The 23189-nt window shown below is 70.2% G+C and carries 24 protein-coding genes; 7 read left to right on the top strand and 17 right to left on the bottom strand.

All coding sequences use genetic code 11. The features are described from left to right. Positions 1-3: 3 nt before the first annotated feature. Positions 4-1500 (top strand): alpha/beta hydrolase, encoded by a 1497-nt coding sequence (locus tag ON41_RS16280; protein WP_218003471.1) that lies wholly within the window; start codon positions 4-6, stop codon positions 1498-1500. Between the two features lie 12 nt (positions 1501-1512). On the opposite strand, the gene ON41_RS16285 is transcribed toward ON41_RS16280, so the two are convergent. From ON41_RS16285 to ON41_RS16305, 5 genes are all read right to left on the bottom strand, one after another. Next, positions 1513-1890, bottom strand: coding sequence for a nitroreductase family deazaflavin-dependent oxidoreductase (locus tag ON41_RS16285; RefSeq protein WP_040748436.1), 378 nt, complete (start codon positions 1888-1890; stop codon positions 1513-1515). Between the two features lie 446 nt (positions 1891-2336). After that, on the bottom strand, positions 2337-3254 hold the full coding sequence (locus ON41_RS16290) for a 5-oxoprolinase subunit C family protein (protein ID WP_083905390.1): 918 nt from the start codon (positions 3252-3254) through the stop codon (positions 2337-2339). Next, positions 3251-3886 carry a 5-oxoprolinase subunit B family protein gene (locus tag ON41_RS16295; protein WP_040748438.1) on the bottom strand — a complete coding sequence of 212 codons (636 nt, stop codon included), beginning with the start codon at positions 3884-3886 and terminating at the stop codon, positions 3251-3253. Before ON41_RS16295 ends, ON41_RS16290 begins: the two co-directional genes overlap by 4 nt. Next, positions 3883-4629, bottom strand: a complete 747-nt coding sequence (locus ON41_RS16300; protein ID WP_040748439.1) for a LamB/YcsF family protein — start codon at positions 4627-4629, stop codon at positions 3883-3885. The genes ON41_RS16295 and ON41_RS16300 overlap by 4 nt, the downstream gene beginning before the upstream one ends. A 30-nt stretch (positions 4630-4659) precedes the next feature. Then, positions 4660-5985 (bottom strand): MFS transporter, encoded by a 1326-nt coding sequence (locus ON41_RS16305; RefSeq protein WP_169336489.1) that lies wholly within the window; start codon positions 5983-5985, stop codon positions 4660-4662. Positions 5986-6150: 165 nt separating this feature from the next. Between ON41_RS16305 and ON41_RS16310 the strand changes: the two genes are divergently transcribed. Together ON41_RS16310 and ON41_RS16315 are read left to right on the top strand one after the other, a co-directional pair. After that, a complete protein-coding gene (locus tag ON41_RS16310) occupies positions 6151-6855 on the top strand; it encodes a GntR family transcriptional regulator (protein WP_040748441.1) in 705 nt (234 codons plus the stop codon). A 6-nt stretch (positions 6856-6861) separates the two neighbouring features. Beyond that, positions 6862-7380 carry an NUDIX hydrolase gene (locus ON41_RS16315; protein WP_040748442.1) on the top strand — a complete coding sequence of 173 codons (519 nt, stop codon included), beginning with the start codon at positions 6862-6864 and terminating at the stop codon, positions 7378-7380. A 12-nt stretch (positions 7381-7392) separates the two neighbouring features. Here ON41_RS16315 and ON41_RS16320 read toward each other — a convergent pair whose 3' ends face one another. Further along, positions 7393-7668 (bottom strand): hypothetical protein, encoded by a 276-nt coding sequence (locus tag ON41_RS16320; protein ID WP_040748443.1) that lies wholly within the window; start codon positions 7666-7668, stop codon positions 7393-7395. 214 nt (positions 7669-7882) lie between these two features. Here ON41_RS16320 and ON41_RS16325 point away from each other — a divergent pair, with 214 nt between their 5' ends. Next, positions 7883-8611: a peptidylprolyl isomerase gene (locus tag ON41_RS16325; RefSeq protein ID WP_040748444.1), complete on the top strand. Its 729-nt coding sequence runs from the start codon at positions 7883-7885 to the stop codon at positions 8609-8611. A gap of 58 nt (positions 8612-8669) precedes the next feature. Here ON41_RS16325 and ON41_RS16330 read toward each other — a convergent pair whose 3' ends face one another. Together ON41_RS16330 and arc are read right to left on the bottom strand one after the other, a co-directional pair. Continuing rightward, entirely contained in the window at positions 8670-10196 is a 1527-nt protein-coding gene (locus ON41_RS16330; protein ID WP_051161621.1) for a glycosyltransferase family 39 protein, read from the bottom strand. Positions 10197-10277: 81 nt separating this feature from the next. Next, a complete protein-coding gene (arc, locus tag ON41_RS16335; protein ID WP_040748445.1) occupies positions 10278-12038 on the bottom strand; it encodes a proteasome ATPase in 1761 nt (586 codons plus the stop codon). 260 nt (positions 12039-12298) lie between these two features. Between arc and ON41_RS16340 the strand changes: the two genes are divergently transcribed. After that, on the top strand, positions 12299-12781 hold the full coding sequence (locus ON41_RS16340; RefSeq protein WP_221333404.1) for a WKL family lipoprotein: 483 nt from the start codon (positions 12299-12301) through the stop codon (positions 12779-12781). A 57-nt stretch (positions 12782-12838) separates the two neighbouring features. On the opposite strand, the gene ON41_RS16345 is transcribed toward ON41_RS16340, so the two are convergent. Next, positions 12839-13672 (bottom strand): tRNA (adenine-N1)-methyltransferase, encoded by an 834-nt coding sequence (locus ON41_RS16345; RefSeq protein ID WP_040748446.1) that lies wholly within the window; start codon positions 13670-13672, stop codon positions 12839-12841. Between the two features lie 72 nt (positions 13673-13744). On the opposite strand from ON41_RS16345, the gene ON41_RS16350 reads away from it, so the two are divergent. After that, complete coding sequence (locus tag ON41_RS16350) at positions 13745-14599, top strand: RecB family exonuclease (RefSeq protein WP_083905392.1); 855 nt, start codon at positions 13745-13747, stop codon at positions 14597-14599. A gap of 31 nt (positions 14600-14630) precedes the next feature. Here the strand turns inward: ON41_RS16350 and hisG are convergent, their stop codons facing one another. Both hisG and ON41_RS16360 read right to left on the bottom strand, forming a co-directional pair. Continuing rightward, complete coding sequence (gene hisG, locus ON41_RS16355; protein ID WP_040748523.1) at positions 14631-15482, bottom strand: ATP phosphoribosyltransferase; 852 nt, start codon at positions 15480-15482, stop codon at positions 14631-14633. Positions 15483-15548: 66 nt separating this feature from the next. Continuing rightward, entirely contained in the window at positions 15549-15830 is a 282-nt protein-coding gene (locus ON41_RS16360) for a phosphoribosyl-ATP diphosphatase (protein WP_174411330.1), read from the bottom strand. Between the two features lie 186 nt (positions 15831-16016). On the opposite strand from ON41_RS16360, the gene ON41_RS39070 reads away from it, so the two are divergent. Then, the gene (locus ON41_RS39070; protein ID WP_051161623.1) at positions 16017-16628 is read left to right on the top strand and encodes a hypothetical protein; all 612 of its coding nucleotides are present in this window, start codon (positions 16017-16019) and stop codon (positions 16626-16628) included. Positions 16629-16684: 56 nt separating this feature from the next. On the opposite strand, the gene ON41_RS16370 is transcribed toward ON41_RS39070, so the two are convergent. The 6 genes from ON41_RS16370 to ON41_RS16395 form a co-directional block, all read right to left on the bottom strand. After that, positions 16685-18502, bottom strand: coding sequence for a choline/carnitine O-acyltransferase (locus ON41_RS16370; RefSeq protein ID WP_040748448.1), 1818 nt, complete (start codon positions 18500-18502; stop codon positions 16685-16687). Beyond that, positions 18499-19323, bottom strand: a complete 825-nt coding sequence (locus ON41_RS16375; protein WP_040748449.1) for a class I SAM-dependent methyltransferase — start codon at positions 19321-19323, stop codon at positions 18499-18501. The genes ON41_RS16370 and ON41_RS16375 overlap by 4 nt, the downstream gene beginning before the upstream one ends. Before the next feature lie 12 nt (positions 19324-19335). Further along, positions 19336-20268, bottom strand: a complete 933-nt coding sequence (locus ON41_RS16380; RefSeq protein ID WP_246461661.1) for a HalD/BesD family halogenase — start codon at positions 20266-20268, stop codon at positions 19336-19338. Positions 20269-20590: 322 nt separating this feature from the next. Beyond that, complete coding sequence (locus ON41_RS16385) at positions 20591-21262, bottom strand: HAD family hydrolase (RefSeq protein ID WP_276325736.1); 672 nt, start codon at positions 21260-21262, stop codon at positions 20591-20593. A 170-nt stretch (positions 21263-21432) separates the two neighbouring features. Next, on the bottom strand, positions 21433-21729 hold the full coding sequence (locus tag ON41_RS40295; RefSeq protein ID WP_157185494.1) for a hypothetical protein: 297 nt from the start codon (positions 21727-21729) through the stop codon (positions 21433-21435). Further along, the gene (locus ON41_RS16395; RefSeq protein ID WP_083905393.1) at positions 21726-23093 is read right to left on the bottom strand and encodes a serine/threonine-protein kinase; all 1368 of its coding nucleotides are present in this window, start codon (positions 23091-23093) and stop codon (positions 21726-21728) included. The genes ON41_RS40295 and ON41_RS16395 overlap by 4 nt, the downstream gene beginning before the upstream one ends. Between the last annotated feature and the right edge of the window lie 96 nt (positions 23094-23189).

Raw genomic sequence — 23189 nt, forward strand, 5'->3', positions numbered from 1 at the left:
TTGGTGGCGAACCTGGTTCGGTATGTGGTGGGCGTGGTGGCGGCAGCGCTGCTCCTGGCGGTCCCGGGCGCCGGATTCGGGCCCGATCTCGCCCGAGCCGACTGGTTCTCGCACCAGCGGCTCGCCTGGCACGACTGCGAGGGCGGAAGTCCCGCCGGCGGCGAATGCGCGACGGTGCGCGTGCCGCTGGACTACGCGGATCCGTTCGGGCGCACGATCTCGGTCGCGATCTCCCGGGTCCCGGCCGCCGATCCCGGCCGCCGCCGAGGCGTGCTGCTGGCGAATCCCGGCGGGCCGGGCGCGTCCGGTCTCGACACCGTGGACCTGCTCGGTGACGTGCTGAGCCCGGACGTGCGGGCGCAATACGACCTCATCGGCATGGACCCCCGCGGCGTGGGCCGCTCCGACGGCGGGCGGAACTGCGGCTGGCCGGTCGGCGAGATGGTGCACTCGGCGGGCGTCGGCCTGTCCGGATTCCTGCACGACACCGGCGAGGCCGCCGCCATGGCCAGCGGATGCGTACTCGGCGACCCGGTTCTCGCGCGACAGCTCACCACCCGCAATACCGCGCGCGATATGGATGTCGTCCGCACCGCGCTCGGCGAATCCGCCCTCAGCTACTTCGGCGTCTCGTACGGCACCTATCTCGGCGCGGTCTACACGCAGATGTTCCCGGAGCACAGCGATCGCATGGTCTTCGACAGCTCGATCGATCCGCGGCGGTATTGGGAAGGGCTGGTACAGGATTGGGGTCCGGCCGACGAGACGGCCCTCGACGACTGGGCGGGCTGGGCCGCCACCCGCGACGAGACGTACCACTTCGGGACCACCGCGCCGGACGTGCGCCGCACCGTCGAGGACCTCATCGCGGCGGCCGAACGGGAGCCGATCGTCCTCGACGACTTCCGCATCGACGACCACTGGCTGCCGTTCATCCTGCACAACCTGCTCAACAACTTCCGATCGAACGAAGGGCTGGCCGACGTCGTGCGGGAGATCGCCGACGCGGCCGGTCATCCGCCCGCCACCGCGCACGGGCCGCGGCTGCAGGCCGTGCTGGAATCGCTACGCGACGGGGAGAATTCGGCGCTCGCGTTCATCGCCTGCGGTGACGCCGCGGCGCCGGCCGATCCGCGGTGGTACTGGGACGGCATCGAGGCCGCGCGGCCCACCCAGCCGGTCTTCGGGGCGATGGCCAACAACATCCAGCCCTGCGCCTTCTGGCCCCGCCCGGCCGAACCCGCGACCGAGGTGCGCAATGCGGTCCCGGCGCTGCTGGTCCAGGCGACCGGCGATCCGCGCACGCCCTACGCGCACGGCGTCGGGCTGCACCGGGACCTGACCGCCTCGCGACTCGCCACGCTGCGCGACGTCCGCATCCACATGACCTTCCGGCCCGGGCTGAGCAGCTGCGTCAACGACACCATCAACACCTACTACGGCACCGGCAGCCTCCCCGCCACCGACATCGTGTGCGAGGCGGACCCACCGCCGCAATAGCTTTCGCGGCGCTCAGGCCGGACGCGCCTCCAGGTAGTACTCGGCGCCGACCGCTCCCAGCATCTGCCGGACACCCACCGGGGCCCAGCTCGCCCGCGCGTCGTGACGCACCTGCGGATCGCGCACTGTGACGGCGCGCCCGCCGATCTCCAGCTCGAATTCCCCGGCGGCGAGGATGTTCTTCAGCCAATCCACGTTCCGGCCGTAGGTGAGCCCGATGCGATAGACGCCGTCCTGGGTGAATACGGTCACCGGCGTCCGGTACACCCGCCCCGACTTCCGCCCGGTGTGCACGATCATCGCCAGCCCGGGCGTGCGCCCGGCCACCAGGCCCGCGACCCGGTTGGTGACCCGCCGATTGAACCTCGCCAGCCCCTGCGGCAGCGGCATGAGCGTCCCCTCTCGGATGTGCCTGCGCAGCACAGGCTACGCCCACCACCCCCACTCCGCCCCCATTCCCCCCAACCGATACCTCCCCGTACCCGAACCCTCATCTCCCCCAACCACATTCACCCCACCCACCACATCCCCGGCCCACACCCACAACACCCTGCCCGTCACACACGCCCCACAACCCGACCTCGACCACGCCCGGGACAGCCCCGGTCCCCACAGTCGCCGCCGTAAGCGCTCTGTGGCACCATTCGCAAACCCGCCCTCACAGCGGCTGCCGCCGTGAACGTTCAAGCCCACCATCCGCAGAGCCGCCCCACAGCAGTTGCCGCCGCAACCGTGCAAGCGCACCCTTCGCAGCCCCACCCCACAGCGGCTGCCGCCGTGAACGTACAAGGGCACCGTTCACAGACCCGGCCCCACAGTGGTTGCCGCCGTGCGGTTCAGGGGTGCCATTCGCGGAGGCGGATCTGTTGGCCAGGGCGGACCTGGGCGAGGAGGTCTACGTCAGGGTCGATCACCGTGCCTACGACCGGGTAGCCGCCGGTGATCGGGTGGTCGGCGAGGAAGACGACGGGCTGGCCGGACGGGGGGACCTGGACCGCGCCGAGCGGCATGCCCTCGGTGGGGAGTTCCGCGTCGTCGACCCGGGTCAGGCGGGGGCCGTTGCCGACGCGGTCGAGGCGTACGCCGACGCGGTCGGTCTCGGTGGATGCCTGCCAGTATCCGGCGAACAGGTCCGCGGGGCGGCGGAACCAGTCGTCCCGGGGGCCGAGCCGGACCCGCACCGTCACGGGATCGGTTGTCAGCGTGGCGATCGGGGCGACGTCGACCGACGGCCAGGCCCGCGGTGCGGGGCCGATCGGCAGTACGTCCCCTGCCGAGAGTGGTTCGGGGCCGAGGCCGGCGAGGGTGTCGCGGCTGCGTGACCCGAGCACCGGCGGCACATCGATTCCGCCCCGCACGGCCACGTAGCACCGCAGCCCGGCCTCGGCGAACCCCAGTTCCAGCCGCTGCCCCTCGTCCAGGTACACCACCGACGCCCGCGCCTCGGGCCGCCCGTCCACGCTCAGGGGCGCGGGCGCTCCCGTCACCGCGACGACCGCCGGCTCGGCGAACTCCAGCCGCAGCCCGCCCAGCGCGCATTCGAGGGCCGCCGCCGACTCCGGATTGCCGACGAGCCGGTTGGCCAGCGCGAACGAACGCCGGTCCGCCGCACCGGACACCCCGACGCCCGCGTGGAACCAGCCCGGCCGCCCGAAATCCTGGATCGTGCTGAACAGGCCGGGCGCCAGCACGCGCACCGATGCGCCGCCTTCCCGCCGCCTACGCCGGATATCGTGTGCCGTCAGGGATTTCATGACTCCTCCTGGACGAACCGGACGCGCGCCCCCGGCCGCAACAACGCCGGTTCGGACCGCGCGAGATCCCACATCCGCACGGTCGTGGTGCCGATGAGACGCCAGCCGCCGGGCGTGCTGCGCGGGTACACCGCGCTGTACCCGCCCGCGAGCGCGACCGACCCGGCCGGCACCGCCGTGCGCGACCGGTCGTGCCGCGGGACCGGCAGCTTCGCCTCGGGCGATTCGAGATATCCGAATCCGGGCGCGAATCCGATGAAGGCGCAGCGCCATTCGGACGCGGTATGCCGCGCGATCAGCTCCTGTTCCGAAATACCCAGCAGCGCCGCGGTTCCCGCGAGATCCGCACCGTCGTAGCGCACCGGGACGAGCAGCGGCTCCGACTCGTCACCGGATGCCTCCCGCCGCGTCACCACGGCCTCTGCCAGCCGCCGCAGCCGCGCCTCCACCTTCTCCACCCGCGCCCGCGCGTCCAGCGTGACGAGTACCGTGCGCGCCGCGGGCAGATGGTCGAGGACGTCCTCCACCGGCTGACGGCGCAGCTCGTCCACCATCCCGGCCAACAGGTCCGCGTCGTCGGGCACGAGCAGCAGCGCCCGGTCACCCGCGGGCAGGATGCGTAGCCCGCTCACGCGAACGCCTCGATCTCGATACCCTTGCCCGCCAGCGCATCCCGGATCGATCGGGCCATCGCGACCGCGCCGGGCGAATCGCCGTGCACGCAGAGGCTACGGGCGGGAACCGGCACCCGGCCGCCGTCGATATCCTCGGTCGCCCCGTCGACCGCGATCGATATCGCCTGCGCCAGTGCCGATTCCTCGTCCAGCACGCTTCCCGGCGTACCGCGCGACACCAGGGCGCCGGCCGGGGTGTAGGCGCGATCGGCGAAACCCTCGGCGTGGAAATCGATTCCGGCCGCCGCCGCGGCCGCCGCCAGCTCCGATCCGGGCAGGCCCAGCAGGGCGAGCCCGCCGTGCACTGCCGCCGCGCCCGCCACCGCGTCGGCGATCGCTCGGTCGGCCGATGCCGCGTGGTACAGCGCCCCATGGGGTTTCACGTACCGGACCCGGTCCCCCGCCGCCCGCGCGAACGCGTCCAGCGCCCCGATCTGATACAGGCATTCGTCGGCCAGTTCGCGCGGCGGCACCGCCATCGCGCGCCGCCCGAATCCGGCGAGGTCGCGGTAGGAGATGTGGGCGCCGATGCACACCCCGCGCGCCACCGCCAGCTCGCAGGTCCGGCGCATGATGGCCGGATCGCCCGCATGGAAGCCGCACGCGATGTTGGCGCTGGTGACGACCTCCAGCAGGGCGGCGTCGTCGCCCATCGACCAGGCTCCGAAACCCTCGCCGAGATCACTGTTCAGATCGATCATCGCATTCACCGCCTCGCGAAAGAGTGTGTCTCACACCAGTTCCCGGCCGCGCGTCTCCGGCAGCCCGAACAGGGCCAGGACCGCCAGCGCGTAGCCCAGCGCCCCGAACAGCATGGCGCCCGCCAGCCCCAGCGTCGTCGAGGCCAGGTAGCCGACCACGGTCGGGAACACCGCGCCCACCCCGCGGCCGAGGTTGTAGGTGAACCCCTGCCCCGTGCCGCGGGACTCGGTCGGATACAGCTCCGCCAAGTATGACCCGAAGCCGGAGAAGATGGCCGAGGTGGAGAAACCCAGCGGAAATCCGAGCACCAGCACCAACGCGTTCGCGCCCTCGGGAACACCCGTGTAGGCGACCATGAACACCACCGACAGCACCGCGAACAGCTGGATGGTGCGCTTGCGGCCGAGCCGGTCGGTGAGCACGCCACCGGTGACGTACCCCAGGAACGCCCCGCCGATCAGGAAGAACAGGTACCCGCCGGTGCCGACCACATCCAGATCGCGGCTCTTCTTCAGATACGTCGGCAGCCAGGTCGCCAGCGTGTAGTACCCACCCTGCACACCCGTGGCCATCAGTCCCGCGAACACCGTGGTCCGCAGCAACTCCGGACCGAAGATCGCCCCGAACCCGCCGCGCCTCGACGCGCCCTCCATTTTTCCGGCACGCTTTTGGCCGGAATCCACGGGAGACTCCGCCGCATGCTGGAGCTTCTCGGTGACCGCCTCGGCGTCGGTGACACTGCGGCGGACCCAGACGATCAGCAGGGCCGGGAGTGCGCCGGTGAAGAAGAGCACTCGCCAGGCCACCGATTCGTCGAACACCTGGAAGACCACCGTGTAGGCGCATACCGCCAGCCCCCAGCCGACCGCCCACGCGCTCTGCACGTAGGCCACGGCCCGGCCGCGATACTCCGGCTGGGCGTACTCGGCGACCAGGATCGCGCCGGCCGCCCACTCGCCGCCGAATCCGAGGCCCTGCAGCGCGCGGAACACCAGCAGCGATTCGAAATTCCAGGCCAGCCCGCACAGGACCGTGAACACGGCGTACACCGCGATGGTCAGCTGCAGCGTGCGCACCCGCCCGATCCGGTCGGCCAGCACGCCGGCCAGCGCGCCACCCGCCGCCGACACCACCAGGGTGACGGTGGTGAGCAACCCCGACTGGCCGGTGCCGATGGCGAAGTACGACGCGATCGCGCCCAGCGACAGCGGCAGCACCTGGAAGTCGTAGGAATCCAGGCCGTAACCGCCGAACGCGCCGAAGAAGGCGCGCTTGCCGGTACCGCCCAGGGTGCGGAACCAGTCGAAGGCCCCGGCGCCCGGGCGGGACCGCGCGGAGACAGGGGTGGTGGGCATATCCGTCATGATGACCCCCTAGGAGAGCGTGTGTGGCACAGGTCTCACTATAGAAATCGTTGAACGATCCTGCAATACCACGACTGGATCGTTCTGGGATTCCACGGGCTGCGGGGTAGTCTCGGATTCGCACGTCCGGTCGGCAGGACCAGGAGGAGGACTTCGATGACATCGGCGTCTGCCGGGAGCTACGCCTCGCTGGCCGCCCATCGCGACCGGCTCGATCGCGCCAGCCGCAGCGCGCAGGTCGCCGATATCGTGCGCGAGGGCATCCTGGACGGCGCGTTCCGGCCGGGCACGCGGCTGTCGGAGCCCGATATCTGTGCGGCGCTGAAGGTTTCGCGCAACACCCTGCGCGAGGCGTTCCGCACGCTCATCGAGGAGCGGCTGGTCGTGCACGAACTGAACCGCGGTGTGTTCGTGCGGATCCCGAGCGCCGAGGACGTGTCTGAGGTCTACCGGTGCCGCCGCGTCGTCGAATGCGCCGCCCTGCGCGACCATCCCCGCACCGGGGCCGATCTCGCGCCCGTGCGGGATATCCTCGAACGCGCCGATCGCGCTGCGGCACAGAACGATTGGACGGGGGTGGGCACCGCCGACGTCGATTTCCACCGCGCCGTCACCGCGCTGAACGAGAGCCGCCTGCTGGACGCGCTGATGTCGAACGTCTGGAACGAGCTGCGGCTGATCTTCCACGTGGTGGCCGATCCGAATGCCTTCCACCACCCGTACCTGCGCCGCAATCACGAGGTCTTCGACACCCTGGCGCGCGGCGACGCGGCGGCGGCCGCGGACATGCTGGCCGAGTACCTCGGCGATGCCGAGGCCCAGATCCTCGGTGCGTACGCAACCATCGACCGGGAATACTGAGCGCCGATGGGCGAGACGATCGCGGTGTACGACCGCGCGGGACGCGAGACCGGCAGCGCGCCGCGCTCGACGGTGTACGCCGAGGGCCTGTGGCACGCCAGCGCCGGGGTGCTGGTGCGCTCGCGCGACGGCGAGCGCCTCTACGTGCACCGCCGCACCGACACCAAGGCCGTGTTCGCGGGCATGCACGACTGCCTCGCCGGCGGTGTGCTGGGCCCCGGTGAGGATCCGGCCGAGGCGGCGGTGCGCGAACTGGCCGAGGAACTCGGCATCGTGCTCGACCCCGGCGACGACCGCCCGCTACCGCTGGCCGGCACGTCCTGGGACGGCGAATGGCTCGGCGCGCCCATGCGCTGCCACCTGTTCGCCTACGAACTGCGCTACGACGGTCCCCTCCGCCACCAGCCGGAGGAGATCGCCGACGGCTGGTGGTGGACCGACGTCGAACTCCGTGCCCACCTGGACGATCCGGAGTGGCCGTTCGTCCCGGACACGCGCGTGCTGATCCCCGATCTGCTCGCCTGACCGGGTTTCCGATCAGATCCGGATGCCCTCCGAGTGCTTGCCGTCCGGGCAGCCCGCGTCGAGCGATGCGGCGCTCGTCGGCGGGATGGACCAGGTGACGGGCATATCGATCCACGAGCACACCACCGTGCCGGTGACGTTCTGCGTTTCGGGAGTGCTGTTGTAGCACAACGACTGCAGGCAGTAGACCCCCGCCGGAAGTTCGGCGGCGGCCGGTCCCCCGGCGGCCACGGCCACGGCCGCCAGACCCGTGCACATCCCGGCCACGCCGGCTGCGATGCGGTTCATCCCTACTCCGTTCTCGGCCGGCGTCCGGCGCCGGATCAGTGGGCGACGACGAGCGATGCGCCGCACACTGTAACTCCGATCCGGCGCCCGGAGCGGCAACTCCGCCGCCTGCCCCTATCGCCGATTCCCCGCTTCCCGCACCCGCGACGACCGGCCGTGGAATGATGCCGGGCGACCGTGCTCGATATCTCCGGAACCAAGGAGGCCCATCCCGGTGAACAGCGATCCGCAGCATCCCCGGCCCGATCTAGACCAGCCGCATCCCCCGATTCGCAAGCAGCACAGAGCTTTGCGGCGGTTCGGTCTCCTCGCCGCCGGCGTGGCGATCGCCCTCCTCGTCACCGGGCGCACCTCGGCGGCGCCGGTCCCGCAGCACACCGCCGCCCCGGGATGCATGACCGCCTCGGACGCGCAGCCCAACGGGAAACAGTGGCCCGCCGAGCCCGGGATGACCATCGACGCCGGATTCCCCTACACCGCCACGCTGCAGACCAATTGCGGCGCGGTCACCCTCGATCTCGAGGCCTCGAAGGCGCCGCACACGGTCAACTCCTTCGCCTTCCTGTCCGGCGAGCAGTATTTCGACCACACCCGCTGCCACCGCCTGACCACCGACGGCATCTTCGTCCTGCAGTGCGGCGACCCGACCGGCACGGGCAGCGGCGGCCCCGGCTACAAGTTCGGTGACGAGAACCTGGAGGGCGCCGTCTATCCGGCGGGCACCGTCGCGATGGCCAACGCCGGGCCGAACACCAACGGCAGCCAGTTCTTCCTGGTGTACGCCGACAGTCAGCTGCCGGCCAAGTACACGCCGTTCGGCCGCATCACCGCCGGTATGGACGTGCTCCAGAACATCGCCGCGGGCGGCACCAAGGACGGCTCGTCCGACGGCGCCCCCGCCACCGACATCGTCCTGGAATCCGTGACGGCCCAGCACAGCTGAGCCCCGCGTCCGCGGCCCGGCAGATGTCCAACCTGCCGGGCCGCGGATGTGATTCCGGTCAGTCGAGGCGGAGCATGTCCGGCCACGCCTGCGACCACGGAGTTCGCGGATCGGCGCAGCGCCAGATGGTGACGTCGCGGGTCAGGCCGGGGAAACCTAGGCGGGAGTCGGCGCGGCCGAGGGGGGCGACCGATCCGCAGCGCTCGCGTGGCTCGGTGCCGTCGCCGCCTACCCAGAGCACCGTGGTCGCCGTATCGGGCGGGACGCCGAAATATCCGAACCCGCGGTTGGGGCTGTAGGCCGCGGGCAGTCCGGTCCGCTGCCGGTCGACGTCCAGAGCGCTTGCCTGCCAATAGGAATCGGCCACGATCACGGCCCGCGCCCGCTCCTCCTCCGGGAGCGCGCGATACGCCGCGGCGGTCGAGCCGGCCAGCTCCGGCCAGCCGAATTTGCCCCACACGCCGATCGCCAGACCGGCCGACGCCTCGTCGCCGACGGGCTCGAGATCCTTTTCGGGTTTCAGCGGCAGCGACAACACCATCAGCAGCGCCGACGCCACGACCAGCGGACCCACCACGATCTTCCGCCAGCGCGCGACCGGCGCCCGGGTGCACCACACCGCGCCGGCGGCCGCCACCGCCGCATAGCAACCGACCAGGTAGTACGGGCGACCGTCGGTAATCACGAACGCCACCAGCAGCAGCGGCACCACCCACCCGAGGAACCGATACGGCCGAAAGGCGGGAACCCGCAACAACGCCCAGATCCCGGCCAGCAGCAGCACACCGCCGAGCAGCCCGGCGGACAGCAGAGCCAACGGCACGAAGGTGAACCGCCCGCCGACCGACGCCTGCTCGGCCGCGACCACGGCGCCCATGCCCAGCTGCGGCCAGCCGTGGCGGGACTGCCAGATCAGTCCGGGGATCATCGTGACGACGACCAGCCCCGCCCCCGCCCACAGCGCCGGGCGGCGCAGCAGTTCCCGCGGACCGGAGATCAGGACCCCGATCGCCACCGCGACCCAGAAGAACGGGATCAGCCACTTCACCTGCATATCCAGGGCGGTGGCCACGCCCGCCCACAACAGCAGCGCGTCGCGGCCGGTCCGCACCCAGCGAACGAGCAGCCACGTGATCAGCACCCACAAGGCGGTGTCGATCGTGTTGGTGGCCAGCTGCGTTCCCTGCACCCACAGGAACGGCGAGGTGACATAGGCCAGCGCGGTCAGCACCTGCGCCGCCCGCGATCCGCCGAACTCCCGGGCGATCTGCGCGCTCACGAAGACCGCGCCCACCGTGACGACCACCGCCGGAACACGCAGCGCCACCAGCGATCCCGGAGCGAGCAAATCCATCGCGCGCGCGATCAGCGGCAGCAGCGGCCCTTGATCGGCATAACTCACCGCCAACCGCCGCCCGCCCGAGACGAAGTACAACTCGTCGCCGAAGAACCCGTACTTGCCGATCGACAGCAGCAACGCCACCGTCCCGAGCGCGGCCACGACCGCGACCGGCGCCAGCGCGAAACGCGGGGTGCCGCCCGGCAATCCGGGCCGCGGCACCGCCTTGTGCACCGCCGTCGTCATCGACCGGGCTCCTTCCGGGTGGCGAGACGGCAGGGCCGCAACCCTCGCCGAGGATTGCGGCCCTGGGGATTCCGCCGGTGGTTACAGGTACTGGCCGGTGTTGGACTCGGTGTCGATCGCGCGGCTGGCACTGGCGTTCTTGCCGGTGACCAGGGTGCGGATGTAGACGATGCGCTCGCCCTTCTTGCCCGAGATACGCGCCCAGTCGTCGGGATTCGTGGTGTTGGGCAGGTCCTCGTTCTCGGAGAACTCGTCCACGATCGAATCGTAGAGATGCTGGATGCGCAGGCCCGGGTTCCCGGTCTCGAGCACCGACTTGATGGCGTACTTCTTGGAGCGGTCCACGATGTTCTGGATCATGGCGCCGGAGTTGAAGTCCTTGAAGTACAGGACCTCCTTGTCACCGTTGGCGTAGGTGACCTCCAGGAAGCGGTTGTCCTCGCTCTCCGCGTACATGCGGTCGACGACCCGCTCGATCATCGCCTTGATGCACTTGGACCGGTCGCCCGCGAACTCGGCGATGTCGTCGGAGTGCAGCGGCAGGGTCTCGGTCAGGTACTTGGAGAAGATGTCCTGTGCCGCCTCTGCGTCCGGACGCTCGATCTTGATCTTCACATCGAGGCGGCCGGGCCGCAGGATGGCCGGGTCGATCATGTCTTCGCGGTTGGAGGCGCCGATGACGATCACGTTCTCCAGGCCCTCGACACCGTCGATCTCCGACAGCAGCTGCGGGACCACCGTCGTCTCCACGTCGGAGGAGACGCCCGAGCCGCGGGTCCGGAAGATCGAGTCCATCTCGTCGAAGAACACGATCACCGGGGTGCCCTCGGAGGCCTTCTCCCGCGCCCGCTGGAAGATGATGCGGATGTGGCGCTCGGTCTCGCCCACGAACTTGTTCAGCAGCTCGGGACCCTTGATGTTGAGGAAGAAGGACTTGGCCTCCTTGGCGTCCTCACCGCGCGCCTCGGCGATCTTCTTGGCCAGCGAATTGGCGACCGCCTTGGCGATCAGCGTCTTACCGCAGCCGGGCGGGCCGTAGAGCAGCACGCCCTTGGGCGGCCGCAGCGCGTACTCGCGGAACAGGTCCTTGTGCAGGAAGGGCAGTTCCACCGCGTCGCGGATCTGCTCGATCTGGCGCGACAGGCCGCCGATGTCCTCGTAGTCGACATCCGGCACCTCCTCGAGCACCAGATCCTCGACCTCGGCCTTGGGGATGCGCTCGAACGCGAAACCCGCCTTGGTGTCGACCAGCAGCGAATCGCCGGGACGCAGCCGGCGGATGGGCTGATCCGGGTCGTCGAGGTCGTCGATGTCGACCAGCTTGGTCAGCGGGCCCGACAGCCAGACCACGCGCTCCTCGTCGGCATGGCCGACCACCAGCGCACGGCGGCCGTCGTCGAGGATCTCGCGCAGGGTGCCGATCTCACCGGTCCGGTCGTACTCGGCCGCCTCGACTACGGTGAGCGCCTCGTTGAGGCGGACGGTCTGCCCGTAGTGCAGCGTGGACGTGTCGATATTCGGCGAACACGTCAACCGCATCTTGCGCCCCGAGGTGAACACGTCGACGGTCTGATCGTCGTACACACCGATCAGGACGCCGTAACCACTCGGCGGCTGACCCAGCCTGTCGACCTCCTCGCGGAGTGCGACGAGCTGCTGGCGAGCCTCCTTGAGGGTGTCCATGAGTTTGGTGTTGCGAATTGTCAGCGAATCGATGCGCGCTTCCAATTCCCTTGAGCGATCAGGGGTGTCGGCGAGTTGCCTTCGGAGTGCAGCCGCCTCGGCGCGTACCACCTCGAGTTCCCTCCAGGCCGCCGAATCCGAATTCTCGATGGGGCTCATGATGCTGCTCCTCCCAGTCCCGGTCTATCAACGCTACCGGGCGCGAACCGTTCTCGCTTTCCGACATGGTTTCGTCGTGATCACATCTCAGCTGCGGTCAGCGGCCGGGATGACCATGTTAGCCTGCCCTAACCCGAATCCGGTGACCCTCTGTCGCCGGACCGAGCCGAAAGGTGTGTTACTCGATGCTCCTTCCCACCGGTGGTACCCGTTGTAGTGGCAACGTCGCACACACTGTTCGTGTTTCCCGAATTCGTCTTGTGACAGCTACCGCGTTCGCGGCCCTCGCCGTTACCGGTATCACAGCATGTGGCTCCGACAAGTCCGACGACACGGCCACCGCGACCGCTACCACCAGCGCCGTTTCCGCCTCGACCGCCGCGCACGACCACAGCGGCGCCGCGGCTCCGGCGCCCGAGGCGCTGCAGGCGACCCTCGACGGTTTCGTCGATCCGGCGAAACCGACGGCCGACAAGGAGAAGCTGGTCGTGGACGGCGCGAAGCGCACGGCCAACATCGACACCATGACCCAGGGCCTGGCCAACTACGGCACGATCACCTTCGCGGTGTCGGACGTGAAGACCGAGGGCGAGACCGCCACCGCCCAGGTCGTCATCACCTCGCCACACGGCCCGGCCCCCGCCATGCCGATGACCTGGCAGCACGCCGACGCGGGCTGGCAACTCTCGGACGCCTCGGCCTGCCAGATCCTGGCCATGGGCAAGGCGCCCTGCCAGCCGTAACTCGATGTCTCCCTGCGCGCCCTCGCCGGCCGCCCTCGACTGCTCCGCCGGCCGCCCTCAGCCCTTCGAGGGCCGCCGTTGCGGCTTGGGGGCCACCACACCGTCGGCGAGGCGCCGCGCGCTCACCAGGAAGGCCGTATGGCCCTGCATTCGGTGCTCCGGGCGCACGGCCAGGCCGACCACGTGCCACGGGCGCACCAGCGACTCCCACGACCGCGGCTCGGTCCAGCACTGCTGTTGCCGGAGCGCTTCCACGACCTCCGACAGCTGGGTCACCGTGGCGACGTAGACGATGAGCACGCCGCCCGGAATCAGCGCCTTCGACACCGCGGGCAGCGCGTCCCACGGTTTGAGCATGTCGAGAACGGCCCGATCGACCTGCTCCCCGTCGTACTCCGCGACGTCGCCGATCGTCAGAGACCAGTTAGCCGGTCGTTCGCCGAAGAACCTCTCCACGTTCCGGACGGCGTGCTCGGCGTGGTCGTCGCGGATCTCGTGGGAGATCACGCGGCCCTCCGGCCCGACCGCGCGCAGCAGCGAGCAGGTCAGCGCGCCGGAACCGGCGCCGGCCTCCAGCACCCGCGCGCCCGGGAACATGTCACCCTCGTGCACGATCTGGGCGGCGTCCTTCGGATAGATCACCGCGGCGCCGCGCGGCATCGACAGCACGTAGTCGACGAGCAGCGGCCGCAGGGCCAGATACGGTGTGCCGTTGGCGGATTGGACCACGGTGCCCTCGTCGGCGCCGAGCAGGTCGTCGTGCTTGATCGGTCCCTTGTGGGTGTGGAACTCCTTGCCGGCCTCCAGCACCACCGTGTGCTGACGCCCCTTGGCGTCGGTCAGCTGCACCCGGTCACCGTCGGTGAATGGCCCGGTCCGTCTGGCCGTCATGGATCTCCGTTCAATTCCGTGGTCGATGCGGGCGCTCCCGATTTGTCGGTGCCCCCGGATAGCCTGCCAGGTATGGCAGCGCCACCGACGACGACCCCGGACCGGGCAACCCCCGTATCGCCCGCGCCGGCGCTGTCGCCGTCGCGAGCAATGGATTTCAAACAATGCCCCTTGAAATATCGATTACGTGCCATCGACCGCATTCCGGAGCCGCCGGCGCGCTACGCGGTGCGCGGCACGGTCGTGCACGCGGTGCTGGAATCGCTGTACGGGTTACCGAGCGGTGAACGGGTCCCCGAGCGGGCGGCGGCCCTCGTCACGCCCACGTGGGAGCGTTTGCTGGCCGATCGCCCAGAGGTCGGCGCCCTGGCCGCCGCGGCCGGTCCGGGCGATTTCCTCGAGGAGGTGCGGCAGCTCGTCGCGGCCTACTACGGCCTGGAGGACCCCACGGCATTCGACCCCGAGTCGTGCGAATCGCTGATCGAGGTGTCCCTGCCGGACGGATCACCGCTGCGCGGCTACGTCGACCGCATCGATGTCGCCGCGGGCGGGCAGCTGCGCGTCGTGGACTACAAGACGGGCCGCTCGCCGTCCCCCGCCGGTGAGCAGCGCGCCCTGTTCCAGCTGAAGTTCTACGCCCTGATCGTGCTGCGCACCCGCGGGATCGTCCCGGCTCAGTTACGCCTGCTCTATCTCGCCGACGGCCAGATCCTCACCTACACGCCCGACGAGGCCGAACTGCTGCGTTTCGAGCGCATCCTCTCGGCCCTCTGGGCGGCCATCAGCACCGCCGGGCGCACCGGGGAGTTCCCGCCCAATCGCGGCTGGCAGTGCGATTACTGCGACTACAAGCCGCTCTGCCCGGCCTTCGGGGGCACGCCGCCCCCGTATCCGGGCTGGCCGGTCACGGTCGCCGATCCGCGCTGACCGGATCGCGGTGCGCCGCGGCGAGTTCGCCTCAGAAGGCGCGGCAAGAGCGGATGTCGGTGGCCAGGATGGCCTTCGCGCCCAGTTCGGCGAGCTGGTCCATCAGGTCGTTGCCCTGGCTGCGCGGGACCAGGGCGCGCACGGCGATCCAGCCCTCGTCGGCCAGCGGCGAGACGGTCGGCGATTCCAGGCCCGGCGTGATCCGCGCGGCGGCGTCCAGCAGTTCGCGCGGGCAGTCGTAGTCGAGCATGAGGTACTGCTGGGCGAACACCACGCCCTGCACCCGCGCGACGAGCTGGTTGCGGATCCGGTCGCTGCGGTCGGAGCCGTTGCCCTCGATCAGCACGGCCTCCGAATCGCACAGCGACTCGCCGAACGCGACCAGGTTGTGCTGACGCAGCGTGCGGCCGGAGCCGACCACATCGGCGATGGCGTCGGCGACGCCGAGCTGGATGGAGATCTCCACAGCGCCGTCGAGGCGGATCACCTCGGCCTCGATGCCGTGCTGCTGCAGATCCCGCAGCACCAGGTTGGGGTAGGAGGTGGCGATGCGCTTGTCGTAGAGGTCCTGGACCTTCCACTCGCGGCCGGCGGGCGCGGCGTAGCGGAAGGTGGAGCGGCCGAACCCGAGGCTCAGCCGCTCCTGCACCGGCGCACCCGAATCGAGCGCCAGGTCACGTCCGGTGATACCCAGATCCAGCTCGCCCGAACCCACGTAGATGGCGATGTCCTTGGGGCGCAGGAAGAAGAACTCGACCTGGTTGGCGTTGTCGAGCACCGACAGGTCGCGGGAGTCGGTGCGTTTGCGGTAGCCCGCTTCGGTGAGAATCTCGACGGCGGATTCGGAGAGGGCGCCCTTGTTGGGAACTGCGACGCGAAGCATGAGGGTGTCCTTTCGGGACTCGTGACGGAGGAAGGAGCGGTCGCCGGGCATCCGGCGGGTTATCCGTCACAGATGTCGGTACACGTCCTCGAGCCGCAACCCGCGGCCCACCATCAGCACCTGAACCCAGTAGAGCAGCTGCGAGATCTCCTCGGACAGGGCCTCGTCGCTCTCGTGCTCGGCGGCCAGCCACACCTCGCCGGCCTCCTCCAGAACCTTCTTGCCCTGCGCATGCACACCGGCGTCCAATGCCGCCACGGTCCCGGACCCCTCGGGGCGGTTGACCGCACGATCCTGCAGCTCGGCGAACAGGGCTTCGAAAGTCTTCACGGGGAGCCATTGTTTCAGATGCCCGCGCATGTTCCGCAACCGAGTATCGGGGTCGCGCGGACCTCGGCTCACGCGACACGGCCGCCGGGGGTGCGGGAACGCGATCGCCCTTGGCGAGTCGCGGGCCCGTGGTTACGGTTGGGCACACCCGGGGCGGGAGGCGCCACATCCGGGCAGGTAGGACCAACGAACAAGGGGGATCACATGAACGACGCCACCGTCGAGAATCGCCTGCGCGGCCTGGAAACATTCGCCCAGAACACCGCCGTCGACCTCGCGGACATCAAAGCCACGCAACGGGGCCACACCGCAACCCTCGCCGACCACACGACCACCCTCGCCGAACACACCGAAACCCTGGCCGACCACACAACGATCCTCACCGGACACACTGAAACCCTGGCCGAGCACACGACCATCCTCACCGGGCACACTGAAACACTCGCCGAGCACACGACCATCCTCACCGGACACACCGAAACACTCGCCGAGCACACGACCATCCTCACCGGACACACCGAAACACTCGCCGAGCACACGACCATCCTCACCGGACACACCGAAACCCTCGCCGAACATACGGCCACCCTTGCCGACCACACCGAAACGCTCGCAGAGCACACGGCCACCCTTGCGGGGCATACCGAAACGCTCGCGGGGCACACCGTCGAACTCGCGGAGATCAAAGCGACGCAGGCTCAGCACACGGATGCGATCGGCGGGCTGCAGCGGTCCGTGGACACGCTCGCACGCGAGGCCGATGCGCGGCATACGGCGACCACCGCCATGTTGCGGGCGCTGCTCGACAGGCACTAGCGCCACGGGCGCACGGTACGGATCGCCCGCCTCCGGGCGATCCGTACCGAGACTTGCTATTCCGCGGGGGTGAGCAGTTCCTCGATCTCCCGGACCGCCCGGCGCAGCTGCTCGGCGAAGTCGTGCATCTGCGACGCGGCGGAGGTCGGGGTGGCGAGGTAGATGTTCCAGCGGTCCGGCAGCAGCACGTAGGCGACGCCGATGCACTTCTGGCTGGTGCAGCCGAAACCGAAGTATTCGATATTGGCCGACGGCGCGGAGCTGGTGCTCAGGTAGTCGTCGCGGGTGACGGTCCAGCCGGGGCTGTCGTAGAACGGCATCGGCTCGGTGGCGCCGAGCTGTTCGCCGCGCCGCCGCTGGATCAGCTGCAACTCCCACAGGTGCTGTTCGGGGGCGTCGCCGCGCTGGCAGTCCTTGGCGCGGGCCACGTGCGCGTCGGCGGCCGCGCGCAGCCGCGCCCGCCGGGTCTCGGCATCGGCGGCCGGATCGTCCATCGCCGTGACGAATTCGATCATCTGCGGGGTGATCACGCGCATCGCCTCGGTGCGGCCGTTGCGGAACTGCCGGGTGGCGATGGACTCGTAGGTGGCGCCGATCAGACCCTTGCTGCGCTGGTGCGCGAGCTGGTAGCTGAGCTGCGCGAACGCGTCCGGCGACATACCCAGCGACTTCGCCCGCTTGGCGCCGAACTCCGGGAACGACACGTTCAGGGTGGCGTTGTCGGCCGCGAACTGCGCGAAATCGGCCGCCGCCGAGGCGATCCCGGCCCGCAGCCCGTCGTCCAGCGCGAAGTCGATCGGCTCGACCGCGGGCAGGCCCTGCGCCTGCGCGCCCGACCGCTCGGCATGCTCGCCGACCGGCTTCTCCAGCAGGGCGTCGACGAACGACAGGATGGTGGTGCCGTCCAGGCCGCAGTGCTCGACATTGATTCCGGCGCTGCCGTCGGCGAAGACGACGAACGACACCGCCTTGTCGAACCACCGGTTACCGCTGTCGCCGTGCAGCAGCTGATCGCAGGCCTGCTGGGTGTCGCGGGGCGCGAAATCCTCCAGGCAGACACAGAACAGCGCGGTCTCGATGGTCTCGAGCGCCGCGGCGTTCGTCGGATCGGCCAGCAGCGTCGCCCGGACGCCCGCCCAGTCGGCGCGGGCCAGGGTGGTCAGATGTCCCGCGGCACTGTCGGTGGCGGCCCGGCGGGTGCCGGCCTTCATGACCGCGCGCAGGCCGTCGACCAGGTCGTTCTGGCTGTGCGGGACACCGCCCGGACCGGCCACGTCCATCCGGAACATGTTGCCGCGGAAGAAGACCACGATGTGGCGGGCCTGCGACGGTCCCGGCCACTCCTCGCTGTAGGGCACGCGCACCGAGTCCTGCGGGTCGCCGGGAATCCGGGTCTCGGAGAACAGGAACTTGTTCTGCGCCATCGACAGATGCTGCCCGCGCTGGGTGACCGGCGGCACCTCCTCCGCGTCCAGCTGCCGCTTGTAGTCCACCGCGGCCGTGATGATCGCGGCGGCCCGCTCGGCCTGCTGGTCCGACGTCGACCGGGCCAGCGGGGTGTCGTCGCGGAACAGGAAGAAGAAGTTGGCGTTCAACGCGATTCGGTCGCGACGGCCCAGGTAGCGCGCCGGCCAAAACTCGTCGAGCCAGCTGGCGGTGCCCGGGGCCTGGTCGAAGCGCTCCAGGTCGGCGTGCAGGATGCGGGCGGGGCCGTCCGGTCGCAGCAGATCGGCGACCCCGCGCTCGGTCGCGGCGCGCTCCTCCTCGGTGAGCAGCGGCGCACTCCATTCCAGGAATCGCGCGCAGCTGTCCTCGAGGGTGGGCAGCGGCACGCGCGGCAGCTGGTCGTCGAAGGCGAAGGTACGGTCGGTCACGGGCGGTCCTCGTCTGTGGTCGAGTGGTCTTCGGGCAGGCAGAGATACAGCTGGGCGTGCAGCCACCCGTCGGCTTCCAGACCGGTCGCGTCGATTCCGTTGGCGGACAGGGTGTTCAGCACTTGGGTCCGTTCGGCCTCGGAGGCGAAGCGTCGCTGCCGGAAGGTGCCGGGCACCCGATCGATCCGGTACCCGAGCTCCGCCAGCTGCTTGGCGATCGGCTCGAAGTCGAACATCCGCAGCACGAAGTGTGCCATCCACGGCAGCCGGCCACCATGGGCCCGTACCACCCGCAGCAGGGTGCGCTCGGTGACGTAGCCGACGCAGCCCGTCGAGATGACCAGATCCGCCGAGGCCAGCAGGCGGCGATGGGATTCGGTGGGGTCGGCCGCCTCCAGGTCGGCGTGCACCGTGTCGTGTACGAGGCCCGCCGCCGCGGCGTACGACAGCGCCGGCGCGGCGGCGTCCATGCCGATGAAGCGGACGTCGGGCAGCGCGTCGGAGTCGGCCAGGCGCGCGCGGTCGCGGGCGATCAGCGTCTCGGTATCCCCCGAGCGGTAGTGCTCGGCGAGGTCGGGCACGGTGGTGTCGAAGCGCATCAGCGCGGCGTTCACACCGTAGGAGCAGCCGATGTCCAGCACCGTCGGCGCTACGCCGGTCGCGGCGCGGCGGTCCGCGATGATCCGTTCGAAATGTGGTTTCGCCAGTTCCGGGATGCAATAGCCCAGATCTGCCATCCGGCGGTAGTACGCGGATGGATCGGGGCGGTCGTAGATGTCGTCGAACGAGGCTTTTCCGGTACTGTCCAGCGAAACCGTCACGGGCGCTTCCTCTCAGTCGAGTAGTCGGTCACCGCGGACCGCATTGCCGGCCGCGGCGAGATGATCAGGAAGTACGCGTCCGAACAGCTGCCGGGTGCGCTCGACATTGCCGATGACGCCGGCCTGCTCGCTGTAGGCGAAGATGGCGGAGTGCCGCTGGGTCGTGCCCTGCACCGGGGAGACCCGGTGCAGGGAGAACCGTCCCTGGAACAGTTGCAGGTCGCCCGGACGTAGTTCCAGCCGCCGGATGAGGTGCTCGCCGCCGCCGGTGAGGACCGAGCGCACGGCGGCGAGGTTCTCCTCCTCCGGCGTGCGGATGGCGGGGCAGTATTCGAAGACGCCGCCGGCCTCCGGGGCCGCGGTGAGCATGGAGACGGTGAAGGCGTTGGTGTCGAAGTGCCACGGATGCGACATGCCGGGCGCCACCACATTCAGGCACAGACCGGCCAGCGGATCGGCGAATTCGTGCAGGCCGGGAAGCCCGAAACAGTCGGCGATGAAGCGCTGGAAGTCCGGGTTGGTGTAGAGCGTCTGGATCAGCGCCTCGGCCGGGATGAGATCGCGGGCGACGAAAGCGTTTCCGCGCTCGAGCACGATATTGCCCGGGTGGTCGGGCGGCAGGTCGGCGTCCAGCGGGATGTTGTAGGCGTTGACCTTCTCGACCGTGTAGTAGGCGTGCGGGGCCAGCGCCTCGCCCTCGGCGCGGAGCGTATCGAGCAGTTCGGGGCGGATGAAACCGCTGAGTACGCAGCAGCCGTCGGCCGCCAGCTCCGACCGGGCCCGCGCGACCACGCGCTGCCAGTCCGCGCTACCGGGCTCGTCCAGAGGATACCGACCGGTATCTATTGTTCGATGCAGCGCCGGCCAATCGCCGTGCCCCCCAGCGTTTTCGGCGCGCGCCGCGGCCGTGTCGTGTCCATCGGCCCGCTCCCCGGTCGAAGTCATGCAGCCCATTCTGTACCGCCGATCAAGAACACGCCCGGGATTCACCAAGATCACTGTCGAACATCACAAACCGGCGAGTAACGGTGTGCGACAGAGCTATTCCCGCGCACAATGTCGCACCCCGCCGCGGTTCGCGCGATGACCACACCAAAGCCGCCCCGCCCGAGCCGAACTCGCGGCGGCACGGCCGAGCGGGCTATTACCACCCAGAACCTTCACTCCCACGAACCCGTATGCCTCGGTGACATCGTCCTGTCCGGTGGCGGACGGGAGGCGCGACTCAACGGACGAGGTCGCTGCCCGATGGAGCGCGACGGTGTGGTTACGGGCGGGCGGTGTGCTGGACCGTGTTCAGGTCGTCGACGGTCAGGCCGGTGAGGGAGTCGCGGAAGATCAGGCCCGGGCGGGCGGGGACGGGGATCTCGCAGGGGACGACGAGGACGGCGCAGCCTGCGGTAGCGGCGGCGAGGGAGCCGGTGGGCGAATCCTCCACGGCCACACAGACGTCCGGGGATACGCCGAGCAGGTCGGTGCCGCGCAGGTACGGGTCCGGGGCGGGTTTGCCGCGGGGGACCTCGTCGCCGCAGACGGTGATGTCGAAGTAGTCGCGGCCCAGGGTGTCCAGGCACAGTTCGGTGAGCGCGCGCGTGGTGTTGGTGACCAGGCCGGATTTCAGGCCCGCGGCACGCACGGCGGCGAGGGCGTCCTTGGCGCCGGGCCGCCACGGGATGGGCCCGGCCATCAGCTCGGTCACCCGGTCGTGCAGCCACTCCCCCGCGTCGGCCATGGCGGCGGGATCGGGATCGAGGCCGAGCCCGGCGAAGATGGTCCGCAGCGCGTCGTCGGCGGCGGAGCCGATGAGCGCGTGGCGGGTCTCCTCGGACATCGCCCCGCCCAGCTCGAGCGACAGCTCCCGGACGCCGACATCCCAGAGCTTCTCCGAATCCAGCAGGGTCCCGTCCATATCCCACAGGACGGCGGCGAGTGCTGGCACGTAGCCGATCCTAGTCGGCGCAGTCGGCGTAGCCGTCCTCAGTCCGCGCACGGCCGGAGCGAATGCGGAGGTACGCCTAGTCGGCGCAGTCGGCGTAGCCGTCCTCGGTCCGCGCACGGCCGGAGCGAATGCGGAGGTACGCCTAGGCGATCATGCCGCCGGCTCGCCGATCAGCCCCGCTGGGAGTCGACGATCAGCGGGCGGCCGCCGTCGTTGGAGACGCGGAACCACCGCTGCTCCGATTCCTGCCGCCCGTTCTTGTAGTAGTAGGTGATCGTGGCGCTCGCGGTGTCGCCGTTCTGCACGATATTCGACGCCCGCACCGAGCTGAACTCGCTCCAGAACCGCGCGTACGAGTCGTATCCGCCGGTCTGCGCCTGATACGACGGCGACAGCTGCGACCAGGCGCCGCCGAGGTTGCCCGGCAGCATGCCGTAGTAGCTCGACACGAACGACGCGGCGCTCACCGGTTGCGGCGGCACGGTAGTGGTCGGGGCCGGCGTGGTACCGCGCGGCGGCGAGGTGGTCGGGCCCGGGGTGCTCGACGGGGCCGCACTCGACGGGGCGGCGCTCGGCGACGGCGCGGTCGTGGGAGCCGCGCCGCGACCCGCCCCGTCCTCGATCCGCGGCCGGGGGCGACCGCCGCCGCGGAGGGCGGGGGTGCGGCCTGGGACGATTCGCCCTGGGCCGCGGTCCCGCCGCCCGAATCGCCGCCGCCCCCGCTCAGCGCGGCCGCCAGCCCGATGACGACGGCCAGCAGCACCGCGCCCGCCCCGGCGATGATCAGCACCCGCCGGTTCTGCATCGCCGCGAGCGGCTTGCGCTGCGGCGCGGGTGTTCCCGCGGGCATCGTGCCGCCGGCGGGCGGCGGCGCGCCGGCCGGCACGTGCACGGTCGGGTCGTCGGCGCCCGCCGGAGCCGCGCCGGGCAGGACCGTGGTGGCTGCCACGGAGTCCAGGGGCGCGCCGGGTTTCGGCAGGATCTTGGTCGCGGCCTTGGGCGGGGGCGCGGCCCGGCCCTCGGCCACCGCCGCCAGCGCGGTCTGCGCCTCCCGCATGGTGGGCCGGTTTCCGGGATCGGCCGCCAGCAGTTCCATGAGAACCGGGCCCAGCGCCTCGGCGCGCTGCGGCGGCGGCACCTGTGCCCGGACCACGGAGTGCAGCAGGGCCAGCGGGTTGTCGCCCTCGCCGAACGGCGGCGTGCCCTCGACGGCGGCGTACAGCGTGGAACCGAGCGCGAAGACGTCCGAGACCGGTTCCGGATTCTCGCCGCGCGCCACCTCCGGCGACAGGTAGGCCGGAGTGCCGGCGAGGAATCCGGTGGAGGTCACGGTCACGTCGCCGACGGCGCGGGAGATGCCGAAGTCGGTGATCTTCACCGTGCCGTTCTCGGCCACCAGGATGTTCGCGGGTTTGACGTCCCGGTGCACGATGCCCGCGTCGTGCGCGACGGCCAGCGCCGCGGCCACCTTCGCCCCGATCCGGGCCACCTGCTGCGGGTCCAGCGGGCCCTTGTCGCGCATCAGCGCCGCCAGGCTCTGGGCGTCGACGAACTCCATGACCAGCCAGGGCTGGCCGTCCTCCTCCGCGACGTCGAAGACGGTGACCGCGTTCTGATGGTGCAACCGGGCGGCGATCCGCCCCTCGCGCATGGCCCGTAGTTTCGCCTCGAGCGCCTGCGACCGTGTCAGACCGGGGGCCAGCAGCAGCTGCTTGACCGCGACCGTGCGCCGCAGCCGAACGTCCGTCGCCCGCCACACCACTCCCATCGCCCCCGTGCCGATGGGATCCCCTAGCCGGTACCGTCCCGCGATCAACCGGTCTGACGTCATGTTGTTGTACCCCTCTTGCGCTCACGCAGTGTCGATTCGCGCATGAGCAACGCTCGCTCATGTCGGGCCACCCTGCAACGCTGCGCGTGAAACCCG

Source organism: Nocardia transvalensis NBRC 15921 (assembly GCF_000308875.1).
In the GTDB taxonomy this organism is placed as follows: domain Bacteria; phylum Actinomycetota; class Actinomycetes; order Mycobacteriales; family Mycobacteriaceae; genus Nocardia; species Nocardia transvalensis.